We start from the raw sequence: 20,739 nt of genomic DNA, 5'->3' as shown, positions 1-20,739 counted from the left end.
GGCGACAAGACCTGCGGTGGGGCAATTCGTTTACGGCGAGTCCTATCTTCGCGCGCGCAGAGTTACTGCGTGACGATTCCTTCGGCGCGCGTGTCGTGCCACCACAATCGGGGGGCTGGAGCGCTGGCAGGCCACAGCTGTTCCAATGTTGCACTATTGAGCAACCTGCCATCGCTGATCGTGTAGAGCACACTGGCGGTGTTGCGCAAGTCGTCGAGCGGGTTGCGTTCGAGTACGACCAGGTCCGCGAGCTTGCCGGCTTCGAGTGTGCCCAGCTGACGTTCCAGGCCGAGCGTTTGGGCTGCGGTGCGCGTGGCTGCGGTCAACACTTGTTGAGCCGACATCCCCTGGCCATCGGCGTGCAGCGTCCACATCTCCCAGTGGAAGCGCAGCCCCTGCAGGTGGCGCAGCGCATGGGCACCGACGCCGACGTGACCGCCGGCTTCGACGATGGCGCGAGCAGCGGCCGCCTGCGATACCGGATGCACTGTCGTTCTAACACCGTCGGCATCGGTATCCAGCATCGCGGCTGCGCCCTTCACGATGTTGGGCGAAACGAAGCGGACCACCCGAGGATGGTCCTCGGGCTTGAACTGCAGCGTCCACAGGTTGAGCGGCGAATAGGTTGCCGGCGTCATCGCCATCACTGGGGTGTAGACGATGCCGCTGCGTGCATAGACTTCCACGACGTCCTGGTAGAGCGGGGCGTGCGGGATTGGATGCTCCTGGCCATCGGCGCCGTCGAGCACCATCGTGAAATCCCATTTGAAATTTCGCGCGGACTCCGAGGTCACGCGCATGCCCAGGCGGTTCGCTTCGGTGATGAACATCCGTCGCTGGCCGCGATTGCCGGCGAGATAGAACTTGACGGTATTGGTTCGATAGTAATCACGGAAGCGAGTGATGACGTCACGTACATCCTGGGGCGATTCGAAGTGAATATCGGACTGAATCGCCGGACCCGTCGTGAACAGGCGAGGCGCCAGCAGCGCGCCGCTCTCCACGAGGTCGGCATAGGCGAACAGATCGGTTGTGAAACTCTGCGGATCGCGGGTTGCAGTGACACCGTACGCCAGATTGGCGAGGAACGGCGACACGGGACCGGCGGCGATGCCGTCGCGGCTCAGCACGGACCAGTGCGCATGCAAATCGATGAAGCCGGGCAGGATGTACTTGCCGGAGACATCGACGAAGCGCGCGTCACTGATGCGTGCCGCTTCCTGCTCCGGCACGATGGCTGCGATGCGATTGCCGGCGATGACGATGGCATGACCTTTGATCGCGGCAGCACCGGTCATCGGCAGGATCGTCGCGCCTTTGAGCACGAGTTTTTGCGATGACGCCGAGTCGGGACGCGGCAGGGGAATGTCCACGCGGCTGGAGCGAACGGACTTGCGCAGTTGCTCGCTGGCCGGGAGCGCTCGGGCATTCAGGGCGCCGACCTCGAGCATGGAGAGCTCGTTCCCGAGCGACCAGTACACGGTGCGACCATCGCGGGACCATTCCATCTGATCCACGCCATAGCGAGTGAGTTTGCGTGCGCCGTCCGCAACGGTGAGTCGCAGCGGTTCCTTGTCGGCGCTTCTTGGCACGAGATAGAGCTGCTCGGCGATTTTGGCGACGTAGAAGTCGCCGCGCGGGCTGACCCGGATGTCATCGGCGGGCCGCGGCGTGCGCCTCATATACTCATCGAACGGCTGCTCCAGCGAGAACACCGGCGTCACCTGGCGAGTTTCCGGGGCGAACGCCATCAGTCCATCGTGCGCATGGAAGAACACGCGCGTATCGCCTTCGATCCGATGTGCCTTGCCCAGTTGCGGATAGTAGAAGCGAGCCTTTGGCGGAGCGTCGGTCAGCACTTGTTCCGCGCCATCATCGGGCGAGATCCGGACGAGTTGCAGGCCCCTCACCGGCGCACCCGACTTTTGCACGTTCAGCAACTGATTGCGTGTGCTGGTTTTCTGAACCACGATGCTGCCGTCCGGCCATTGCACAGGCCAGGCGTAGTAGGCGGACTCGCGGGTGATCTTGACGGGCGCGGCGTCGGGCGCCGTGACATTCAGCCGCCACAGCGCGCCGCCTTCGTTGGGATTCCAGCTCACATACAGCAGGCTGTGGCCATCGATGGACCAGCGCGGGTGAAACGCGTTCGTCGGCGTCGCCAGCTTGCGAACCGTCATGGCGCGAGTGTCGTGGAGATAGAGACTGCCGAGCGCGGAGAGCACGACCGACGTGCCGTCCGGCGCCGGATCGAGCGATTGAAACAATCGCACCGGATGGCTGTCCGTCAGCTCAGGCCGCTCGCCTTGCACGCCGGGATTCGCAAGCGTGAGGCTCACATCGGCTCGAAACGCAATGTCGGTGGGCGCCCCGCCAGCGAGCGGCAGGCGTCGTAGCTTGCCGCCGGTGGCCAGCACGATCGCGGTGCTGTCGGGGGTGAAGCTGAAACCCGGCAGGATGTCGCGATTGAAGTCCTCGCTCTCCTGATCGTCGCGATCCAGGTTGGAGAGCAACACGCGACTGCCGTGGCTCGTGAGATCCATCAGCTTCAATGCCGTGGGGCCATCGGGCCCCGACAGGCGCGTCGCATAGGCGAGCCAGCGTCCGTCGCCGGACAGGCGAGGGCGGAACGCGCTGCCGGGCTCCGTCACGATACGGACATCCTCGCCGTTCTTCAGATCCACGCGATGAATGGCCCAGATCGGAAAGGAAACGTTGCGCGGATGCCGGCCGATACGCCGCGCGTAATAAAGAAACTTGCCCTCGTTGTCGAAGCTCGCGCCAACGGCACTGATTTCGCTGCGCGCATCCTCGGTCTGATTGACGGTGGAATGCCGGGCGAGCTCCTTGCCGGTCAGATCGAACTCGACGAGCTCGTAGCCGGTGCGATAGCCGCGCAGCGTGCGCGACACCACGACGGACTTGCCGTTCGGATGCCACGCGGGCGAGGCGAACATGCCCCATTCGTCGTGAGTCAGTTGTCGTGAAGCGGAGCCGTCGGTGCGGGCGATCCATAGATTCTCCGCGCCGTCGCGATCGCTGATGAATGCGACCCAGCGGCCATCCGGAGATAGCGAGGGCTGGCTGTCGAATGCCGGTCCGCGCGTGAGCGGGGTGGCCTTGCCCCCCGACATCGGCAACAGGTACAGATCGCCGAGCAGATCGAACACCAGGCCCCGGCCGTCCGCAAAGACATCGAGCGACAGCCACGTTCCCGATTCGGTGGAGAACGCGAGCGTACGCTGCGCGAACGGCTGCACCGGACTCTCGTCGATGAGGGTCCGCGCAACGACGTTCGTTGCAGGCAATGAGAGGGACCACGACAGCAGCAGGGCGGCGCTCACTGTGGACTGACGCATGAAGAACCTTTGCGATGGCGCGACGAAGCGCGGTTCCAGTAAAACGAACCAGCCGCGCGTTGCTGAACGTGGACGCGTCGCGGTTCCGATTGCCTCGCCCCGCTCGTTTACGGGTTCTCGCCCCTTGCGACCGGAGGGTTGAATGCACGTGCGACAGCTATCGATAGTTTTTCTCGCCGTGCTGGCGTGGGCGAGCGAGAGTCACGCAGCATCGACCCTGGACGGTCGCTTTACCGTCGCCGACTCCATCGAAATGCGCCGCATCGTGGCTCCGGAGCCCGGCGGCGAATTCCAGTTCTCCCCGGACGGTCAGCGCGTGTTGATTGTCACCGCCCGAGGCAACCTTCAGAGCGGTGACAACGACTTCGCGATCGACGTGTACTCGACGCAGCAGATCCGGGCGTGGTTGAGCGCCCGGGGCGCGCCACCGGAGTCCACACGCGTAGCGCAATTCTCCTCGGCGACGAATGAACCTGCGATTGCCGATGTGCGCTGGCTCGCGGACAGCCGGCGCATCGCGTTCCGTGCCGAGGGCCCGTCCGGACCGCCACGTTTATATGCGTGCGACGTATCGACCGGCCGGATCGACACGCTGGTGGAAGTTCCCGGTGGCGTCTGGTCCTATGACATCGTCGGCGACACCGTCATATACACCTCACGCATCGCGGTTCCCGATCCCGACATCGACAGCAAACGACGGCAGGGGTTTCGACTCACCGACCAAAGCGTGTTTGCCGCCATGGCCGTCAACATGCAAGCCAGCCTCAGCGCCCCCTATGTCACGCGGGTACGAGACTTGGGCAGTGGTCGTGAGATTGCAGTCAGCGAGGTGCCAGTCGCCTTGCTGCCGTCAACGCGCGGCGTGTGGCTCTCCCCGGATGGTAATCATGCGGTTGCGATCAGGCCGTATCGGAAGTGGTCGAAGGCCTGGGCGGACTACGCTTATCCACGCGCCATTCGTCGATTATCGGCGGCGGATATGGTTGATGCAGAGACGCCGCCGCCGTGGATCGCCCATTTCGTGCTGATCGATGTGCGCACCGGCGCGGTCACGACGCTCGTCGATGCGCCGACCGGGGAGCTGGTTGAAGCGAATCCGGCGCCTGCGGCGCTATGGAGCCGCGACTCGAGCAGCATCGTTCTGGTGAATACGCTGTTGGCCCCCGCATTGAGCTTATCCGCGGCCATCGTGGAGGTGGACCGCTCGGGGAACCTGCAACAGCGCATCGCCCCCTTGTCCTCCTACTGGAGCACCGAGCGTTTCGAGCGCGTCGCGGCCGTGAGCCGGCCCGCCAACGACACGTTGCTCCTGCATCGATCCAGCATCGACGGTGCGCTTCCGGCACGGCGCTTTCGAGCGCGCGCCGGCGGGTGGCGCCGGATCGAATCCCCCGCCTGCGATGGCAGGTTCGAGCTCGCCATCGAGGAGCGTTTGAATACGCCGCCGGATGTCGTGGCAACCGACTGTCGCAGCGGCCGTCGCGCCCGCCTGACTGACCTGAATCCCTCGTTTCGCGAGCGCTTGCCGCGCACCGCCGAGGTCATCGAGTGGACCGACGCGCGCGGGCGCGTCTGGAAAGGCGGTCTGCTCCGTCCAGTGAGCGCGATGCCCGGCAAACGATATCCCCTGGTCATCCAGAGTCACGGCTTCTGGCCCGAGCGCTTCCTGCTCGATGGTTCCCATTCGCTCACCGGGGAGCCATTCACGACCGGCTATGCAGCCCGGGCACTCGCGGCGCGCGACATGTTCGTTCTGCAAATGGAGGATCACTTCGATGAGCGCAACACACCGGCGGAAGCGCAAGCCCACCAGGCCGGGTTCGAGGCGGCGGTCGGTGCGCTGAGCAGCCGCTTTCCAATCGACACCGCGCGGGTCGGCCTGATGGGATTCAGTCGCTCGGGCTACTACGTGCAATACACGTTGGCGCATTCGTCCGTGCCGTTCGCGGCGGCGGTCGTCGCCGACCCGCTCGACATGGGCTATGTGAGCTATCTGCTGGGATTCAATGCGCCCGGCCGTGGCCGGCGGCAGGAGTACGAAGCCCTGATCGGTTGCGCGCCTTTCGGCGCCTGCCTGGAGCGCTGGCGCAACTCGCAGCCGACGTTCAATATCGACGCCATCCACAGCCCCGTGCGACTGGAAGCCATCGGGCCCACCTCCTTGCTGGCGAGTTGGGAACTCTACGCCGGCCTTCGCAGCCTGGCCCGGCCGGTCGAGATGAGCTATCTGCCCAATGGCGTGCACGTGCTGACCCGCCCCTGGGAGCGCCGTACTTCCCAGCAGGGCGCCCTGGACTGGTTCCAGCGCTGGCTGAGCGTCCGGGGCCCCGCGCCGTGACGAGCGGAGGTTCACATCCGCGCCGCTGGTTCGTTTAAGGTGCCATGGGCAAGTCGGCAACCAACGAGATGACCTTGGTCTGGGACCGCGAGCAGGCGAAAGCGCTGTTCATGTCGCGACTGGCGCAGACCCATCAGGCGTCGCTGCAACGCTTCATCTTCACCAAGGTGCGTTGTGAGGAAACCGCCAGCGACCTTGCCCAGGAAGCGCTGCTCAAGCTGCTGGCGATGCCGGCGCCGCAGACGCTGGAGCATCCGCGCGCTTATTTGTTTCAGATCGCCAACAACCTGGCGCTGGACCGGCTGCGGCGGGACCGGTTGAAGGTGATCGATCCGACCGCCGTGATCCGCGAACAGGATCACGAAAGCCCGGCGCCGACCCAGGAAGAAGAGCTCAACTACCGGCAACTGTATGGCGTTTTCATGGAAGCCTACGACGCGCTGCCGGTGAAATGCCGCGAGGTATTCTATTTACGTCGTTACGAAAACCTGGCCGTGTCGCAGATCGCCGGCCGGCTGAACATATCGACCCGCATGGTGCACAAGCATCTGGCGCATGCGATGGCCTGTCTCAAGAGCAAGCTGCTCGCGCCGCTCGAGGACTGAGGATACGGATATGCGCAACGAAGCGATTCGCCACGCAGCGCGCGCGGTCGACAAGGCCGATGAGTGGTTCAGCATCATGCACTCGGGCGAGGTGCAGCCACGCGATGTCGCGCTGTTCGAGAAATGGGCCAGCGAGCATCCCGACCAATACCTGCGTTATCGCGAGCTGGAAGCATTGTGGGATCTGGTGGGGGATATGACGCCGCCATCGCCCTTCGCGGCGGGTACGTCGCCGGCGCGCGTCGAAGCGCGTGCGCCCGCGTCACCGTGGCATCGCATGGCTTTGGGATGGGGGCTGGCCGCAGTCATCGTGCTCGCCGTCGCTGTCGTGTTCATCAACCGCACACCGCTCGTCGAACACTACGCCACGGAAATGGGCAGTCCGCAGCTGATCGAGCTGAGCGATGGCTCGCAGGTCCATCTCGATGCACGCTCGAGCATGGATGTGAAACTCACAGCGAAACGTCGTGACATCCAGTTGCGCTCCGGCGAGGCGCTGTTCTCCGTCGCGCACGATCCTGATCGGCCTTTCATCGTCAGCGCGGCGAATGGCGAAGTGCGCGCCATCGGTACGGTCTTCGAAGTCGATGTTCATGATGCTTTCGTTCGCATCGCCGTCGTCGAAGGTGTGATCGAGGTGACACGGCACGATCCGGTCAGCCGGACGCTGCGCAAGGTGATCGCGCGTGCCGGAGAAGAAGTCTCTTACAGCGCCGCGCCGGAGCAGACGGGCGAGGAGGCGAGCCTGCGCCTGAGCATGCTTGGCAGCCCGGAGGATGTCGCGGCCTGGCGCGACGGCCAGCTGATCTTCGATGGCGCGCCACTGAGCGAAGTCATTCGGAAGCTGGGGCGCTATACGGACCAGCAACTGGTGATCACGGACGCGGCGCTGGAGAAGCTGCGTGTGTATGGTGTGTTCGATGCTCATGATCCGGACGCGGCGCTCGCGGCCATCGAACATGCATTGCCGGTTCGCATTTCGCGCGACGCCGCCAAGGGCATCGTGTATCTGAGCGGCCTTGCTCCACCGGGTTGAGGAGGTGATGGCACGACAATGCGCACGCTGCTGGTACTGATTCTCTGGGGCCCGCTGAGTCTCGTCCACACAAGCTGCGCGTCTGCCGCGCAATCCGAGCAGCAGTACCTTTTCGATGTCGCGGCTGGATCGTTGCGTAATGCGTTGATCGCCTTCTCGCAACGAACGCACCTGCAGGTCGTCTATACGGACCCGCGGATAGCGAAGGCCCGTACCCACGGCGTTCATGGCCAGATGTCCGCGTCCGCCGCACTCGATGCGCTGCTCTCGGGCACGGGGCTGTCGTTCGAGATCGACCGGCGCAGTGTTCGAATATTCGAGGCCGCCAGGCGCAACGTGTCGCCGGCATCACCGGCAGGCGCATCGGCGCGACGCGACAGCGTGGAGGAGGTGATCGTCCTGGGCGTGGACCCGCGTCGCTATGACATCGAGGCCACGACGACGCTGACCGGCTTTCCATTGAGCTTTCTGGAGTTGCCGCGCACGGTGGAGATCATTCCGGAACAGGTGCTGCTCGATCAGAAGGCGCTGGATCTGACGGAAGCCCTGCAGAACGTCACCGGCGTGACTTTCAGCGATGGCTTCGGCGGCACCAACGACGATTTCCTGGTGCGCGGCTTTCGGCGCAACTCCGTGTATCGCGATGGTTTCAGGCGCGGCAGCATCTTTCGCATCAACACCGTCAACGTCGAGCGCATCGAAGTCATCAAGGGGCCTGCGTCGATTGCGTTCGGTCAGCTGCCGCCGGGCGGGGTGGTGAACGTCATCACCAAGAAGCCATCGGCGCAGCCACGCACCATCCTCGAGGGGCGCATGGGCTCCTACGACACCAGATTCGCCTTGCTCGACAGCTCCTTTCCAATTCACGAGCAGGACGCGACGATGCGAGTGAATCTTTCCTGGCACGAGGCGGCGTCGTTCCGTGATTTCACGCAGCTGGAGCAGGGCGTGCTTGCCCTGGCGTCGCGTTGGCAGACCGGCCCACGCACGCGTGTGGAAGCAAGTTACGAGTACCGCAACGAGTCGCGGCCCGTCGATCGAGGATTGCTGACGTTGCCGGATGCGAGTGGCGGTCGTTACATACCGGATCTGCCGCGGGGCCGGCGCCTGGGCGAGCCGTTCGAACAGCTCGATCTGAAACTGCATTTCCTGCAGGCGGACGTGACGCACGACATCGCCGAGAAGTGGCAGGCGCAGTTCGGTCTCTTGCATGAACGTAGCGAGGCCGACGACCTGCAGGTGCGGCCCGTCGAAGTCACTGCCCAAGGGATGCTCAGTCGTCGCGTCGATGGCTCACTCGATCGGAGCACTCGCGCCTGGTATGGGCGGGCGTCGCTGGTCGGAGCGCTCACCCACGGTGCGATGGAGCACCGGCTCAGCGCGGGCTTCGACTTTCGATATCTCGACCAGGACCGGCGGTTCGCCACGGGCGCGACGCTGGCCGGCTTCGATATTTTTGCTCCCGTATACGGTCAGCTATCGCCGGAGCTGACCGATGTCAGCGCAGTCGCGTCGCGCGAGCGTGATCATGGCGCTTACGTTCAGGACTACTTCACGCCGGCGCCGTGGATCTCGCTGTTGCTCGGCCTGCGAGGGGAGCGGGTGTATTCGGCCTCGGTCTTCGGCGCGCGCTCGGCGAACACCGGCGATATCGATGTCGTCTCGCCACACGCGGGCCTCGTGCTTCGGCCCGGTCCGCGAACCTCGCTCTGGGTGAACTACGCCGAGGCATTCGAGCCTAACCTGCTCGTCACCGAAACTCAGACGGCGCTGGATACGCCGCGACAGTCGTGGCAAATCGAGCTCGGCGTCAAATCGCAAGCGGCGGACGATCGCTTGAGCGTTTCACTGGCGCTGTTCGATATCGAAAGCCGGCACATCGCAGTGGGCAGCGATGCGGTGGACTCCGCGGATTTTCGCGCTCGCGGCGTGGAAATCACACTCGCCGGTCAGCCGTGGCGAGGCGCCAACGTCATCGCAGGCTATTCCCGCTCGGACATGGACATTCTGTACGGCAGCCTGCGCGGTCGCCGTCCGCAGAATACCGCCGACTATACGTTCAATTTCTGGGCGAGCTACGAGCCTCACGACGGTCGCTGGCATGGACTCGGCGTCGGCGCCGGCGTGTTCTGTTCCGGCGATCGCTACGGCAACAACGCCAACACCTGGTCGCTGGGCGCGTACACCCTGGTGAATGCGAGCCTTTGGTACAACCTGCCGCTGCGACGCCCGTCGGGGGCGCAGCTCGGGCAGGCGCGGCTGCAGCTGGCCGTCAAGAACCTGTTCGATGAACATTACTTTCCCTCCAGCGGCGGCGATCTGCGCGTCGAAGTGGGCCGGCCCCGCAGCGTGCTCGGCAGCGTCACATTGACCTTCTGACATTCTCTTCCTGAAACGAACGACGCCGGGATCTCTGAACCCGAGCGGCGAGGTTCAGCTCTCGCCGGCTCGTTCGTTAATTGCGTGGATGCTCATAACAAACTGGCACTTCGGGAGAGGCAATGTATCCACGCACACGTACCATGACGGCTGCGGCCGTGCTCGCCGCACTCATGCCTGCATCGGACGGCATGGCGGCTGAGAAGGCCGCGGCGGACGACGACACACTTCAGGAGGTCGTGGTCTTCGGCACGAGGCAGGATCGGTATGCCGCGCGCACCGCGACCATCGGCAGAATCGAACAGGACCTGCTCACCACGCCGCGCAGCCTGCAGGTGATTCCGGAGCAGGTGCTGCTCGATCAGCAGGTGTCGAGTCTCGGCGAGGCGTTACGCAACGTCGCCGGTCTCACCGAAGGCGATGGCTTTGGCGGCACGCTCACCGACTTTCTGATTCGCGGCTTTCGGCGCGACTCGATCTTTCGCAACGGCATGCGGTTGAGCGCGGTCACCAGCAATCAACCGCCGACCCAGAACATCGAAGCGCTGGAGATCATCAAAGGTCCGGCCTCGGTGCTGTTCGGCCAGATCGAGCCCGGCGGGCTGGTCAACATCAACACCAAGAAGCCGAGCTACCAGCGGCGCGGTTACGCGCAGCTGGTGTTCGATGAGTACGGTAAGAAACTCGGTACGATCGATCTCACCGGTCCGGTGAACGACGCACAGACGGTGGCGTTTCGCTTGAATGGCTCGCTGGAGCGCACCGACACGTTCCGCGATTTCTATGAGATCGAGCGCGAGTTCATCTCCCCGTCGCTGCGCTGGGATCTCACCGAGCGCACCGCGTTGCTGCTCACCTACGAGTACTTCACGGACCATCGTCCCGTGGATCGCGGATTCGTGAGTCTTCCGGACGGCCGCGGCGGGCGCTACATTCCGGGCAATATTCCGCTGAGTCGCCGCTTCGGTGAGCGGTTCGAGGAGCGCGATTCCAAGGTGCATCTGGTGGAAAGCCGCCTGCAGCACCAGTTCAGCGACAACTGGCGCGGCAGTGTGAATCTGCTCTACCGCAGCGAAGATGAATTCGATGTCCAGGTGCGGCCGGTCAGCGTCAATGCCGCCGGCAATCTGACTCGACAGCTCGATGCCACGCTGGATCGCGAAGTGCTCTCATACAACGCCAACGCGCAGCTCGAGGGCACCTTCGCCACCGGCCCGATCGAGCATCGCCTCGCGGTCGGCTCGGACTTCCGCGACGAGGATATCGATCGACGTTTCTTCACGGGCTCGAGCGCCGGCGGGTTCAACATCTTCAATCCCGTCTATGGGCTGATCTCGCGCAATCTCACCGGCGCCGGCGATCCGCGCCGCGAGGACAGTTCATCCTTTGGCGTGTACCTGCAGGATCAGGTCAGCCTGGTGGACAATCTCACGTTGCTGCTGGGTGGGCGCTACGATGAGACACGGGGCGTGAATCTGGCCGCGGGCACGCTGACCAGGCTCGACAAGAAGACTGAGTTCACGCCGCAGACCGGTTTGTTGTATCAACCGACGGCGACCACCTCGCTCTATGTGAGCTACAGCGAAGGCTTCAATCCGGTGTCACAGGTGGATCCGACGACGGGACGAACGTTCGCGCCGGAATCCTCGACCCAGTACGAGCTCGGCGCGAAAGGGGAGTTCCTCGAGCGTCGCTTGATTCTCACCGCATCGGTCTATGAGTTGGAGAAGGACAACATCGCCGAGCTCAATGGCACCGGCGTGCTCGACCTCGTGGGCAAAGTGCGCTCGCGCGGCGCGGAGCTCTCGGCCACCGGCGAACCGCTGCCGGGCTTGAATTTCGTTGGCTCCTACGCCTACACCGATAGCGAAATCCTCGGCGACTTCAACGCCTTCAAAGGCAATGCGCTGCCGGGCGTCGCCGAACACACCGTGCGTTTGTGGGCCAGCTACGAAGTACGCGACGGCAAGCTCGCTGGCCTCGGCGCGGGCGCGGGTGTCGATTACACTTCCGACCGTTTCGGCGATACCAGCAACACCTGGTCGCTCGGAGATTACACCGTCGTCGACCTGAGCCTGTGGTACTACCTCAAGAACGCATCGTTCGGAGTGCCAGGGGATTCGCAGCTGCGCTTCGGCTTGAACGTCAAGAACGTGCTCGATGAGCGCTATTTCCCCGCGGCTGGCAACACCACGCGAATCACGGTCGGACAGCCACGCACCATCATTGGCTCAGTGGCGCTCGATTTCTGACGGGCTGCCGCGGCCCTCCGAGGAGACAAAAGAAATCCCCATTCAATAGTCAGACACGCGACGGAGCGAAATACCTCAGCGGGCGGCGCCATTGAACCAGCAATGGCGTCGTTATTCTTCAGATGGGGCCGTGTGGGTTGACTCCGCAGGCCGCCGTGTCATCGTACTGTGATGAGGCATCTGCCGCGCTATTTCTCTCGCCTGCAACGGCTGCTGCTGCGCCGGGGTCGAACCCATGCTGAGTCGGAGGACCTGATTCAGGAGGCGTTCCTGAGGATGCAGGAATATTGTGAGAAGGGTGGGGACGTGCGCAGGCCGGAGGGGTTCCTGGTTCGTACGGTGCTGCGCCTGGCCGCCAACGCGAGACGCGATGCGCATCCTGAGCTGTATTGCGAGGAGGCGGTCGAGAGCTTCACGGACATTCTCGATACGCGTCCGCTGCCCGAGGAAATGCTCGCCGCCGAGGAATGCCTGAAGAGAATGCGCGACGCGCTCGACGCCGTGAATCCGCGCACCCGGGAGATCTTTTTCATGCAGCGGCTCGATGGCTTGAGCTACGCCCAGATCGCGCGGCAGATGGGCATCAGCATCAGTGCCGTCGAGAAGCACATGGCCAGCGCGCTCGCGGTCCTGTCGGGCGTCAACGAGCTGCCATGAGCACGCACGAGTTGAAAGCCTCACCGATGCCATCCGCGAGCGTCCGGGCGCAGGCTGCGGCGTGGGTTGCGCGGCTGCATGGACCGAACCGAACGCAGGAAGTGGAAGCAGGCCTGCGTCGCTGGCTCGCCGAATCTGCGGAGCATGCGGCTGCCTTCGAGCTTCTCACGGATACCTGGGAGAAATCCGCGAGACTCAACCGCAGGCCGATGGAGCATACGCCGAGGCGGGGGCTCGCGGGATTCACCATCAGCGTTTCCAAAGCGGCGCTTGCGGCGGCCGTCGTTGCGGCGATCACCGTGATCGGCACCGTGTTGTATCTGCGTACCGATGCGGTCGTGACTGCGGTGGGTGAGCAACGCACGCTGGCTCTCGAGGACGGCACGCGGATGTATCTGAACACCAATACACGTGCAGTCGTTCGCTACACGCCCGAGCAGCGCGAAATTGAGCTCCAGCAGGGCGAGGCCTTGTTCGAGGTGGCGAAGAATCCGCGGTGGCCCTTCATCGTCAGGAGTGGCGATCGGCAGGTGAGGGCGCTCGGCACCGTGTTCCTGGTCAGACGCGAGGATCGCAATCTCGCCGTGACGCTGGTGGAGGGCAAAGTGGCCGTCTCGTCTGTGAATGCTCGCGCCGCCGACGCGCCGGCACGCACGACCGAGCGAGTCGAGCCGCCGGCGAGCGCCGGTGAGGTGGTGATGCTCGCGCCCGGCCAGCGTCTCACGTTCGCGACCAGTGAACCCGCCACCATCGATCGCCCCCGGCTGGATCGCGTGACCGCGTGGCAGCGCGGGCAAGTGGCATTCGATGACACGCCGCTCGTCGATGCGGTGAAGGAGATGAATCGTTACAGCGTAGCCCGGCTCATCATCGAGGATCCGAGCGTCGCGCACATTCGGATCAGCGGAATCTTTCGCGCTGGAGATTCAGCGAACTTTGCCGGGGCGCTGGCCCGAACCTATGGTCTGCATGTGGATCACGAGGATCGCGAGATCACGCTCAGCGGTCCCGGCGCGCAGAGCTCCGCCCGCTAGCACGCATCCATCCTCGCGAGCATCGGCGATGCCGAATGAGGTTTGCTGCGTTCTGCCGTGTCTAAACCGATAAGGACTTACTTCATAACAACGGCAGGGACTGCCCGGGGACACAGCATGCGCGGCACTCTGCAATTCACGTTGGCTTCGGCGTTGTCGACGACGCTCATTTGTATGGCGTCGCTCGCGCAGGCGGAGGCGAGGCTGCGATTCGATCTGCCGAGTCAGCCACTGGCGGATTCGCTGCGATCGGTGGGCAGCCAGGCGAACCTCAATATCCTGTTCGATCCGCCATTGATTTCAGGACGCGTGGCGCCGCCCATCGATGAGGTGATGACGGCGGATGAGGCACTGACACGGTTGCTTCGAGGCACCGGCATCAAACACGAATTCCTGAACGAAGCCACCGTCGTGCTCGCGCCGACCGCCGCGTCGAGAGATCCATCCAGGCAGAAGCAGGACCCGCCAAAGAGCGGCGCGCCCGCGGTCACCGCGACGGGGCAGGGCGACCGGTTGCGGATCGCTCAGGTCGAACAGGCTCGCGATGCTGCGGAACATCGGGCGAGGGCACAAGGAGCGCTCGCGCAGGAGGCTGCCGGTCTCGAAGAGATCGTGGTGACGGCTCAGAAGCGCGCGGAGCGTCTGCAGGAGGTGCCAGCATCGGTCACGGCCATCAAAGGCGAGGCGTTGTCCGAACTCGGGCTGAGTCAGCTCGCCGACTATGCGCAGTACGCCCCTGGCCTCGCCGTTCAAGGCGGCGGGTCGCCCGGGCAGGCCTCCGTCACTCTGCGCGGCATCGCCGCCGTCGGCCCCGGCTCTGTCATCGGCTATTACATCGACGACACGCCGCTGGGTGCGAGCGGTAACTATGCCGTCGCCACGCTCTTCGCGCTGGACCTCATGCCGTACGACCTGGATCGCCTGGAAGTGCTGCGCGGTCCGCAAGGCACGCTCTATGGCGCGGGCGCCATGGGCGGCTTGCTCAAGTATGTATTGAAGCAGGCAGACCCGACGGCCTTCAGCGCGCAATTCGGTGGCGAAGCCAGCAGCGCCGACCATGGCGGGCGAATCGGCTACGCAGGACGTGCCGCCGTCAATGTTCCCCTCATCGCAGATCAGCTGGCGCTGCGCGCGAGTCTCTACGACAAGCACTACCAGGGCTATACGGACAACGTTTTTCTCGGTGCTGCCAATTCGAACACGGGACGTCAGTATGGGGGCCGGCTCGCTTTGACGTGGGAGCCGCTCGCGAGCGTGCGTGTGAATCTGGGCGGCATCTGGAACCGCATTGCCTCCGATGACAACGCTGCGGTGACATTGGATCAGTTGAGCACTTATACCGATGACGCCGTCGAGCTGCTTCGTGGCGAGCCGACACTCGGGGAGATGGCGGGAGCCAACGCGTTTCTGCAACCGTTCTCGAAGAACGTCGACTATTACTCCGCGACGGTGGTTTGGGATGCCCCACGAGAGCTCACCGTCACCTCCGCGACGAGTTGGTCGCGCGCCATCACGCATCGGCTGCAGGACACGACCAGCAGCTACGGACTGGTGCCTGTCCTGGCGGATCTGCCGCCGGGATATAGCGACTATCGGGTCGATCTGGATCTGAAGAAGCTCACTCAGGAGCTGCGCATCGCCTCCGCCTCGGGCAAGCGCATCGAATGGCTGGCCGGCGTTTTCTATACCGATGAGACCAGCACCAACCAGCAGCGGGCCAGGATCTTCGACACCGACTATCGTGAGTTGACCGAGCCACCGCTGAGCCCCGTCCTCGTGGGCTCGCTGCCATCGACGTTCGAGGAATACGCGGGCTTCGGCAGCGTGACCGTCAACCTCACTGAAGTGCTCGATGTCACCGGCGGCGTTCGCTACGCGCACAACGAACAGAAGTTCACTCAGCAGCTCGGCGGGCTGGTGCTTGGCAATGCTCCACCCGTATCGGATACCGCATCGGAGAGTGTCACGACCTGGTCGATCTCCAGCCGGTTTCGATTCAGCGACGACGCCATGCTCTATGCCAAGGTCGCGACGGGCTATCGCCCCGGTGGCCCGAACGTGGCTCTGGCGGGCGCCGTGCCGAGCGTCGATTCCGACACGCTGATCAGTTACGAGCTCGGCCTGAAATCGACCTTCCTCGACGGCCGGGCGTTGCTCAATGTCAGTGTGTTCGATATCGACTGGCGGGACATCCAGCAGGCGATCGTGAACGAGGCCTGCAGCTGTGCGTTCCTCGCCAACGCCGGCGATGCTTATAGCCGGGGTGTCGAGCTGGAGGGATCGTTCCGACCCGTCGCCGGACTCACGCTCGGTTACAACGCCGCTTACACACGGGCGCGTCTGACTGAGTTGTTGCCCGATGTGCCGGGCGGGCTGCTCACCGGCCAGCAACTGCCTGGCGTGCCCGAGTGGTCGGGCGCCCTCAACGCCGATTACACCTGGCCGCTTGGCGATCGGCTGAGCGCTCGTATCGGTGCAGGTGTCCGCTATGTCGGTGAGAAGAACGTCGTGACGCTCTCCACCGACGGTCCGAACACGCGCGATCCTGCTTACACCCTGGGCGATGTCCGTGCCGGCGTGTCGAGCGGGCAGTGGACGGTGAATCTGTTCGTCCGCAATGTGACCGACAAGCGCGCCTACCTGTCGCAGTCGGCGCTGCAGAGTGCGCTCGATCCGAGTCTGATTTTCGGGATCCAGTCCTTACCCCTGGAGCCTCGCGTCACCGGCCTGTCCTTCGACGTGAGCTTCTGAATTCGAATAGCGGCGGAAGTCCAGCATGCGTCATTGGTTGAAGCGTTCAGGTCTCGGGATCGTCGTTCTCATCGTTCTGCTGCTGGTGACGGGCACCGGTTATGAGGCGTATGCGCGGCATCGCGCCCGCGCTGAATTCCCGCCGCGCGGCGCGATGGTCGAGATCGGCGATCGGCGGATTCATCTGGATTGTCGCGGCGAGGGCGCGCCGACCGTCGTATTCGAGGCCGGTCTCGATACCAACGGCTCATTGGCCTGGAGTGCCGTGCACGACTCGGTCGCCTCGCTGACGCGTGCCTGCGCCTATGATCGCGCGGGCATCATGTGGAGCGAACCGAAGGACGAGCCACAGCACGCGGATGTCATCGCCGAGGACCTGCATGCCACGCTCGCAGCGAGCGGCGAGCAAGGGCCGTATGTTCTCGTGGCGCACTCGCTCGGCGCCGTCTACGTTCTGGACTACACCAGAAAGTTTGGCGAGCAGGTTGCCGGCCTGGTGCTGGTGGATGGATCGCATCCGGATCAGAACCGCGAGCTCAGGGCGGCGGGATTGACTCAGCTGACGCAGGTTGCGCCGCCCGTCGTCGTACTGCTATCCAAACTGACCTGGACCGGCTGGACCCACCTGCTCGGTGAGGAGCCCGGCGTAGCAAACATTCCTGCGCAGACCGCTGCGATGTCGAAGGCCTACGCGAGCCAGTCGATGCGCGCGGCGATGAGTGAGGCGGCCGGCATGGAGCGCACGCTGAATGACGTGGGCACGTTTCGCGCCTTGGGCGCGCGCCCCCTCGTCGTGCTGACGGCGATGCGGCCGCTGCCGGATGCCGTACTCGGCGCGCTCGGAATGACGCGAGCCGATGCGCTGAAAATGCAAGCGATCTGGAAACGTCTGCATGACGATCAGGCCGGCTGGTCGAGTCAGGGCCGCCAGCAGCTGCTGTTCGATTCCGGGCACTACATTCAATTTGATCGGGCGGATGCGGTCATCAGTGCCGTGGATGAGGTGGTGCGCCAGGTGCGCGCGCAGTCGCACGCGCAGTGACCCCTTCAAAATCTCTTATGAGCCACATTAGGGATATTAGTGACGCTCGCAGGTGCGCTGCCTAGAATCGAGCCTGGGACGCAAGCCACGCGGCTTCGCGCTCGATGACAAAAAGGAAGCGCCGAATGATCACCTGGTTGCGTCGACTGCTGTGCGTGGTTCCGTTGATCGCGACGACGGTCGCCGCTCAGGACGGCGGGCCGCAGGCCCGGCCCATCTACAACCGCGATCAGTGGCTGCCGCACTCGGTGCCGACGTCCGATGACGGACTGCGCATTCCGGTGCCGGCCGACTTCAACGCCCCCAAGGGCTCGTTTGTCCTGGTAGGCGGCCGGCTGTTCGATGGCACCGGCGCACCGGCGCGACCGGCGACGATCGTGGTCCAGGGCAAGTCGATCACGGCGATCCTGAATCCCGGTGAGCGCAACTGGCCGGCGGATGCGGTCGTCTATGACGTGACCGGCAAGACCGTGATGCCAGGTCTCATCGACCTGCACACGCATCTGACCTATGTCGACGCGGCCGACATGACCATCTACACGAACGGCAACACCAGCGGCGCCGAATCCGTGATGCGCGGCTTACGACGCATGGCCATTCATCTGCAGGCCGGTGTCACGAGCGTGCGTGATGTCGCCTCTCACGGCGATTCGCCGTTCATTCTCAAGCGATTGCAGGCCTCGGGTGAAATCCAGGGCCCGCGCATCTTCACGGCCGGCCAGTTGATCACGGGAACCGGTGGGCACGGCGCGTTGCACGCGGTGACCGCGGCCTATCCGGAAGTGCCCAACGGCAATCCCAATTCGATGGTGCGGGTTGCCTCCGGTCCCGATCAGTGGCGCGAGGCGGTGCGGATCCAGTTCGCGAAGGGCGCGGATCTGATCAAGCTCGCGAGCGAATATTCCCAGGACGAGGTCAACGCTGCGGTCGATGAGGCACATTCGCTCGGGCTGCCGGTGACCGTCGATGCGGAGACCCAATATATCGACATGGCGATCAAGGCGGGCGTCGACTCGGTCGAACACCCGCTGCCGCGCAGTGACAAGGCCATCGCGCTCATGGCCAAGCGCGGCATCGCCTCGGTGCCGACGCTCGTCACCTATCGCATCATTCAACGAAACAGCGGCGGCTATTTCGGCTCCACCTCGCGGCGCTTCGAGCTCAACGAAGACACCATCGTGGAGATGGCGAGAAAGCTGCGTCGCGCGGGCGTGAAGATGGGCATCGGCCTCGATCTCATCGTCAATGGTCCCGACTACATGCCCGGCGCCTATATCGATGAGCTCGAGTCGTTCACGCAGGTCGGGTTCACCAGGACCGAAGCACTGGTCGCGGCCACCCGGACCAGCGCCGAGATTCTGCACATGGCCGATCGGCTGGGCACGATCGAGACCGGCAAGCTCGCCGACATCATCGTGATTGAAGGCAATCCCGATGAGGATTTCAGTGCGCTTCGCAAGGTGCGCACGGCCTTCGTCAATGGACGACTGATGTTGCAGGAAGGCCGCCTCTACAAGCCGGCCCACGAAGAGGTGCCGCTGCCGGTACGGAAGTGATTTCTGGGCGCACTGGCGCGTCGATGCGGCGTGCCTATCTAAAGTAAGACGATTGGCGGGCGCATACACGGTATGGCCCCGTAAAGAAAGTTCCGACCTCCTTCTCCGGGTCGGCGCCCCGGTGTACTGTCTGCCGATGGTCGAGGGCGTGAATGAGTGGTTCGTGCGAGAGATTCTGTGCCACGAGGCGGCGCTGCGCCGTTACGTGCTTAGAGCCTGGCCCAACCCGAGCGACGTGCCCGACATCTGCCACGACGTTTACGTGCGGATATATGAGTCGGCCGCGGGGGCGCTGCCGCAGTCGCCGCGATCGTTTCTGTTCACCACGGCCCGTCACCTGATGATCGATCGTGCCCGGCGCAGCCGGATCGTATCCATCGAGCTGATCGAGGACCTGGATGCATTGAATGTGCTGATCGATCCGCTGTCGCCGGAACGACGCCTCACCGCCCGACAACAGCTCCAGCATCTTTCCGTGGCGTTGAACGGGCTGCCACGACAATGCCGGGAAGTCCTCTGGCTGCAGCGGGTCGAAGGGTTGTCGCAGCAGGAAATCGGCTCGCGGCTCGACATTGCGGTGGCCACCGTGCAGAAGCATGCTTTGAAGGGCATTCGACGGCTGGCCGAGCTGTTCTATGGCGGAGCGCAGACCGGGCCGGGCGAGCAGCAGCGCAACGTGACGAGTGAGTCAGCTCATGGAAAGTAGAGAACAGCTGGAAAATGCGGCTGCCGGGTGGCTCTTCAAGCGCGATGCCGGTGACTGGACCGAGTCGGACCAGCAGGCGTTGTCGGCCTGGCTGGAAATCTCGAGCGCTCGCCGTGTGGTGTTCCTGAGACTCGAGCACGCATGGCGCGAGGCGGCCCGGTTGAAGGCGCTGAATGCAGGTGCGATGACCGGTCAACCGTCATGGACGGGCCCCGCCGCCGATGCGGCGCCAGTGGTGCAGCCCAGGCGCGGCGGCCTTTGGCGGGGCGCGCTGGCGGCGAGCGTGGTGCTGGCGATAGTCGCGGCCACCTGGGCGTTGCTGCCACAACGATCCACCTATCGAACGGAAGTTGGCGGCATGCGGCTGGTTTCCCTGGCCGACGGATCGCGCATCACGCTCAACACCGACAGCGAGGTGCAGGTCGCATTCGAGGAACGCGAACGGCGTATTCAACTACGGCGTGGCGAAGTGTTCGTCGAGGTCGCGAAAGATCCCAGCCGGCCGTTCGTGGTGATCGTGGGTGAGCGGCGGGTGGTCGCGGTGGGAACGCGCTTTTCGGTGCGGCGGGAGAACCAGGACATTCGTGTGGTCGTCAGCGAAGGGCTGGTGCGCATGGAGTCGCAGTCCCCGGCCGGCGCGCTCGGGCCGCCGGCGTCACTGCTCGGTGCTGGCAGCATCGCCAGTGGCGATCGTCAAGGCGTGCTGGTGCAGAAGAAGTCGTTGAACGACGTCACTCAGTATCTGAGCTGGCGTGCTGGATTCCTGATGTTCCAGAGCACGTCGCTGGCCGACGCGGCGGCGGAATTCAATCGTTACAACGACGACAAGATCGTCATCGAGAGCGCCGGGCTCGCCGGCTTGAAGATCGACGGCAACTTTCGCTCCAACAACGTCGACGCCTTCATCAGGCTGCTCGGCAAGAACTTTCCAGTGGTCATCGAGCGGCGTGGACACACCATCCACGTGCTGGATCCCTAGTCGGAAACTTCGTGCCGACCGATACCGTGTTTGTTCCGGCCGCTC

The 20,739-nt window shown here is 64.1% G+C and carries 12 protein-coding genes and 1 pseudogene; 12 read left to right on the top strand and 1 reads right to left on the bottom strand.

Going from position 1 to position 20,739, the window contains the following annotated elements; genetic code table 11:
* Positions 1 to 62: 62 nt before the first annotated feature.
* On the bottom strand, positions 63 to 3,359 hold the full coding sequence (locus tag EKO19_RS35920; RefSeq protein WP_129782246.1) for an amidohydrolase family protein: 3,297 nt from the start codon (positions 3,357 to 3,359) through the stop codon (positions 63 to 65).
* A 142-nt stretch (positions 3,360 to 3,501) separates the two neighbouring features.
* On the opposite strand from EKO19_RS35920, the gene EKO19_RS35915 reads away from it, so the two are divergent.
* From EKO19_RS35915 to EKO19_RS35860, 12 genes and pseudogenes are all read left to right on the top strand, one after another.
* Entirely contained in the window at positions 3,502 to 5,697 is a 2,196-nt protein-coding gene (locus tag EKO19_RS35915; protein ID WP_129782245.1) for a S9 family peptidase, read from the top strand.
* Positions 5,698 to 5,741: 44 nt separating this feature from the next.
* Positions 5,742 to 6,302: an RNA polymerase sigma factor gene (locus tag EKO19_RS35910; protein WP_129782244.1), complete on the top strand. Its 561-nt coding sequence runs from the start codon at positions 5,742 to 5,744 to the stop codon at positions 6,300 to 6,302.
* Positions 6,253 to 7,224, top strand: a pseudogene (locus EKO19_RS35905) (FecR family protein); the annotation flags it as partial. The gene EKO19_RS35910 and the pseudogene EKO19_RS35905, both read left to right, overlap by 50 nt.
* A 132-nt stretch (positions 7,225 to 7,356) precedes the next feature.
* The gene (locus tag EKO19_RS35900) at positions 7,357 to 9,717 is read left to right on the top strand and encodes a TonB-dependent siderophore receptor (protein ID WP_129782242.1); all 2,361 of its coding nucleotides are present in this window, start codon (positions 7,357 to 7,359) and stop codon (positions 9,715 to 9,717) included.
* Positions 9,718 to 9,839: 122 nt separating this feature from the next.
* Positions 9,840 to 11,969, top strand: a complete 2,130-nt coding sequence (locus tag EKO19_RS35895; protein ID WP_129782241.1) for a TonB-dependent siderophore receptor — start codon at positions 9,840 to 9,842, stop codon at positions 11,967 to 11,969.
* Between the two features lie 171 nt (positions 11,970 to 12,140).
* Positions 12,141 to 12,626, top strand: a complete 486-nt coding sequence (locus tag EKO19_RS35890; RefSeq protein WP_129782240.1) for an RNA polymerase sigma factor — start codon at positions 12,141 to 12,143, stop codon at positions 12,624 to 12,626.
* Positions 12,623 to 13,660, top strand: coding sequence for a FecR family protein (locus EKO19_RS35885; protein WP_129782239.1), 1,038 nt, complete (start codon positions 12,623 to 12,625; stop codon positions 13,658 to 13,660). Before EKO19_RS35890 ends, EKO19_RS35885 begins: the two co-directional genes overlap by 4 nt.
* A 117-nt stretch (positions 13,661 to 13,777) precedes the next feature.
* Positions 13,778 to 16,411 (top strand): TonB-dependent receptor, encoded by a 2,634-nt coding sequence (locus EKO19_RS35880; protein ID WP_129782238.1) that lies wholly within the window; start codon positions 13,778 to 13,780, stop codon positions 16,409 to 16,411.
* A 25-nt stretch (positions 16,412 to 16,436) separates the two neighbouring features.
* Positions 16,437 to 17,453 carry an alpha/beta hydrolase gene (locus EKO19_RS35875; RefSeq protein WP_129782237.1) on the top strand — a complete coding sequence of 339 codons (1,017 nt, stop codon included), beginning with the start codon at positions 16,437 to 16,439 and terminating at the stop codon, positions 17,451 to 17,453.
* A 125-nt stretch (positions 17,454 to 17,578) separates the two neighbouring features.
* The gene (locus EKO19_RS35870; protein WP_157995598.1) at positions 17,579 to 19,009 is read left to right on the top strand and encodes an amidohydrolase family protein; all 1,431 of its coding nucleotides are present in this window, start codon (positions 17,579 to 17,581) and stop codon (positions 19,007 to 19,009) included.
* Between the two features lie 148 nt (positions 19,010 to 19,157).
* Positions 19,158 to 19,715 (top strand): RNA polymerase sigma factor, encoded by a 558-nt coding sequence (locus tag EKO19_RS35865; RefSeq protein ID WP_157995597.1) that lies wholly within the window; start codon positions 19,158 to 19,160, stop codon positions 19,713 to 19,715.
* Complete coding sequence (locus EKO19_RS35860) at positions 19,705 to 20,694, top strand: FecR family protein (RefSeq protein ID WP_129782234.1); 990 nt, start codon at positions 19,705 to 19,707, stop codon at positions 20,692 to 20,694. Before EKO19_RS35865 ends, EKO19_RS35860 begins: the two co-directional genes overlap by 11 nt.
* Positions 20,695 to 20,739 lie beyond the last annotated feature (45 nt).

This window comes from Peristeroidobacter soli, from assembly GCF_004138485.1.
Taxonomy (GTDB): domain Bacteria; phylum Pseudomonadota; class Gammaproteobacteria; order Steroidobacterales; family Steroidobacteraceae; genus Steroidobacter; species Steroidobacter soli.
The sequence above is the reverse complement of the archived record's forward strand: the minus strand, read 5'-3'. Positions and strand labels throughout refer to the sequence as shown.

Excerpts from the sequence above, each read along its gene's own strand:
- EKO19_RS35870 (WP_157995598.1), top strand. The coding sequence starts at position 17,579 with ATGATCACCTGGTTGCGTCGACTGCTGTGCGTGGTTCCGTTGATCGCG.
- EKO19_RS35895 (WP_129782241.1), top strand. The coding sequence starts at position 9,840 with ATGTATCCACGCACACGTACCATGACGGCTGCGGCCGTGCTCGCCGCA.
- EKO19_RS35915 (WP_129782245.1), top strand. The coding sequence starts at position 3,502 with ATGCACGTGCGACAGCTATCGATAGTTTTTCTCGCCGTGCTGGCGTGG.
- EKO19_RS35875 (WP_129782237.1), top strand. The coding sequence starts at position 16,437 with ATGCGTCATTGGTTGAAGCGTTCAGGTCTCGGGATCGTCGTTCTCATC.
- EKO19_RS35860 (WP_129782234.1), top strand. The coding sequence starts at position 19,705 with ATGGAAAGTAGAGAACAGCTGGAAAATGCGGCTGCCGGGTGGCTCTTC.
- EKO19_RS35880 (WP_129782238.1), top strand. The coding sequence starts at position 13,778 with ATGCGCGGCACTCTGCAATTCACGTTGGCTTCGGCGTTGTCGACGACG.
- EKO19_RS35900 (WP_129782242.1), top strand. The coding sequence starts at position 7,357 with ATGCGCACGCTGCTGGTACTGATTCTCTGGGGCCCGCTGAGTCTCGTC.
- EKO19_RS35890 (WP_129782240.1), top strand. The coding sequence starts at position 12,141 with ATGAGGCATCTGCCGCGCTATTTCTCTCGCCTGCAACGGCTGCTGCTG.
- EKO19_RS35885 (WP_129782239.1), top strand. The coding sequence starts at position 12,623 with ATGAGCACGCACGAGTTGAAAGCCTCACCGATGCCATCCGCGAGCGTC.
- EKO19_RS35910 (WP_129782244.1), top strand. The coding sequence starts at position 5,742 with ATGGGCAAGTCGGCAACCAACGAGATGACCTTGGTCTGGGACCGCGAG.
- EKO19_RS35920 (WP_129782246.1), bottom strand. The coding sequence starts at position 3,359 with ATGCGTCAGTCCACAGTGAGCGCCGCCCTGCTGCTGTCGTGGTCCCTC.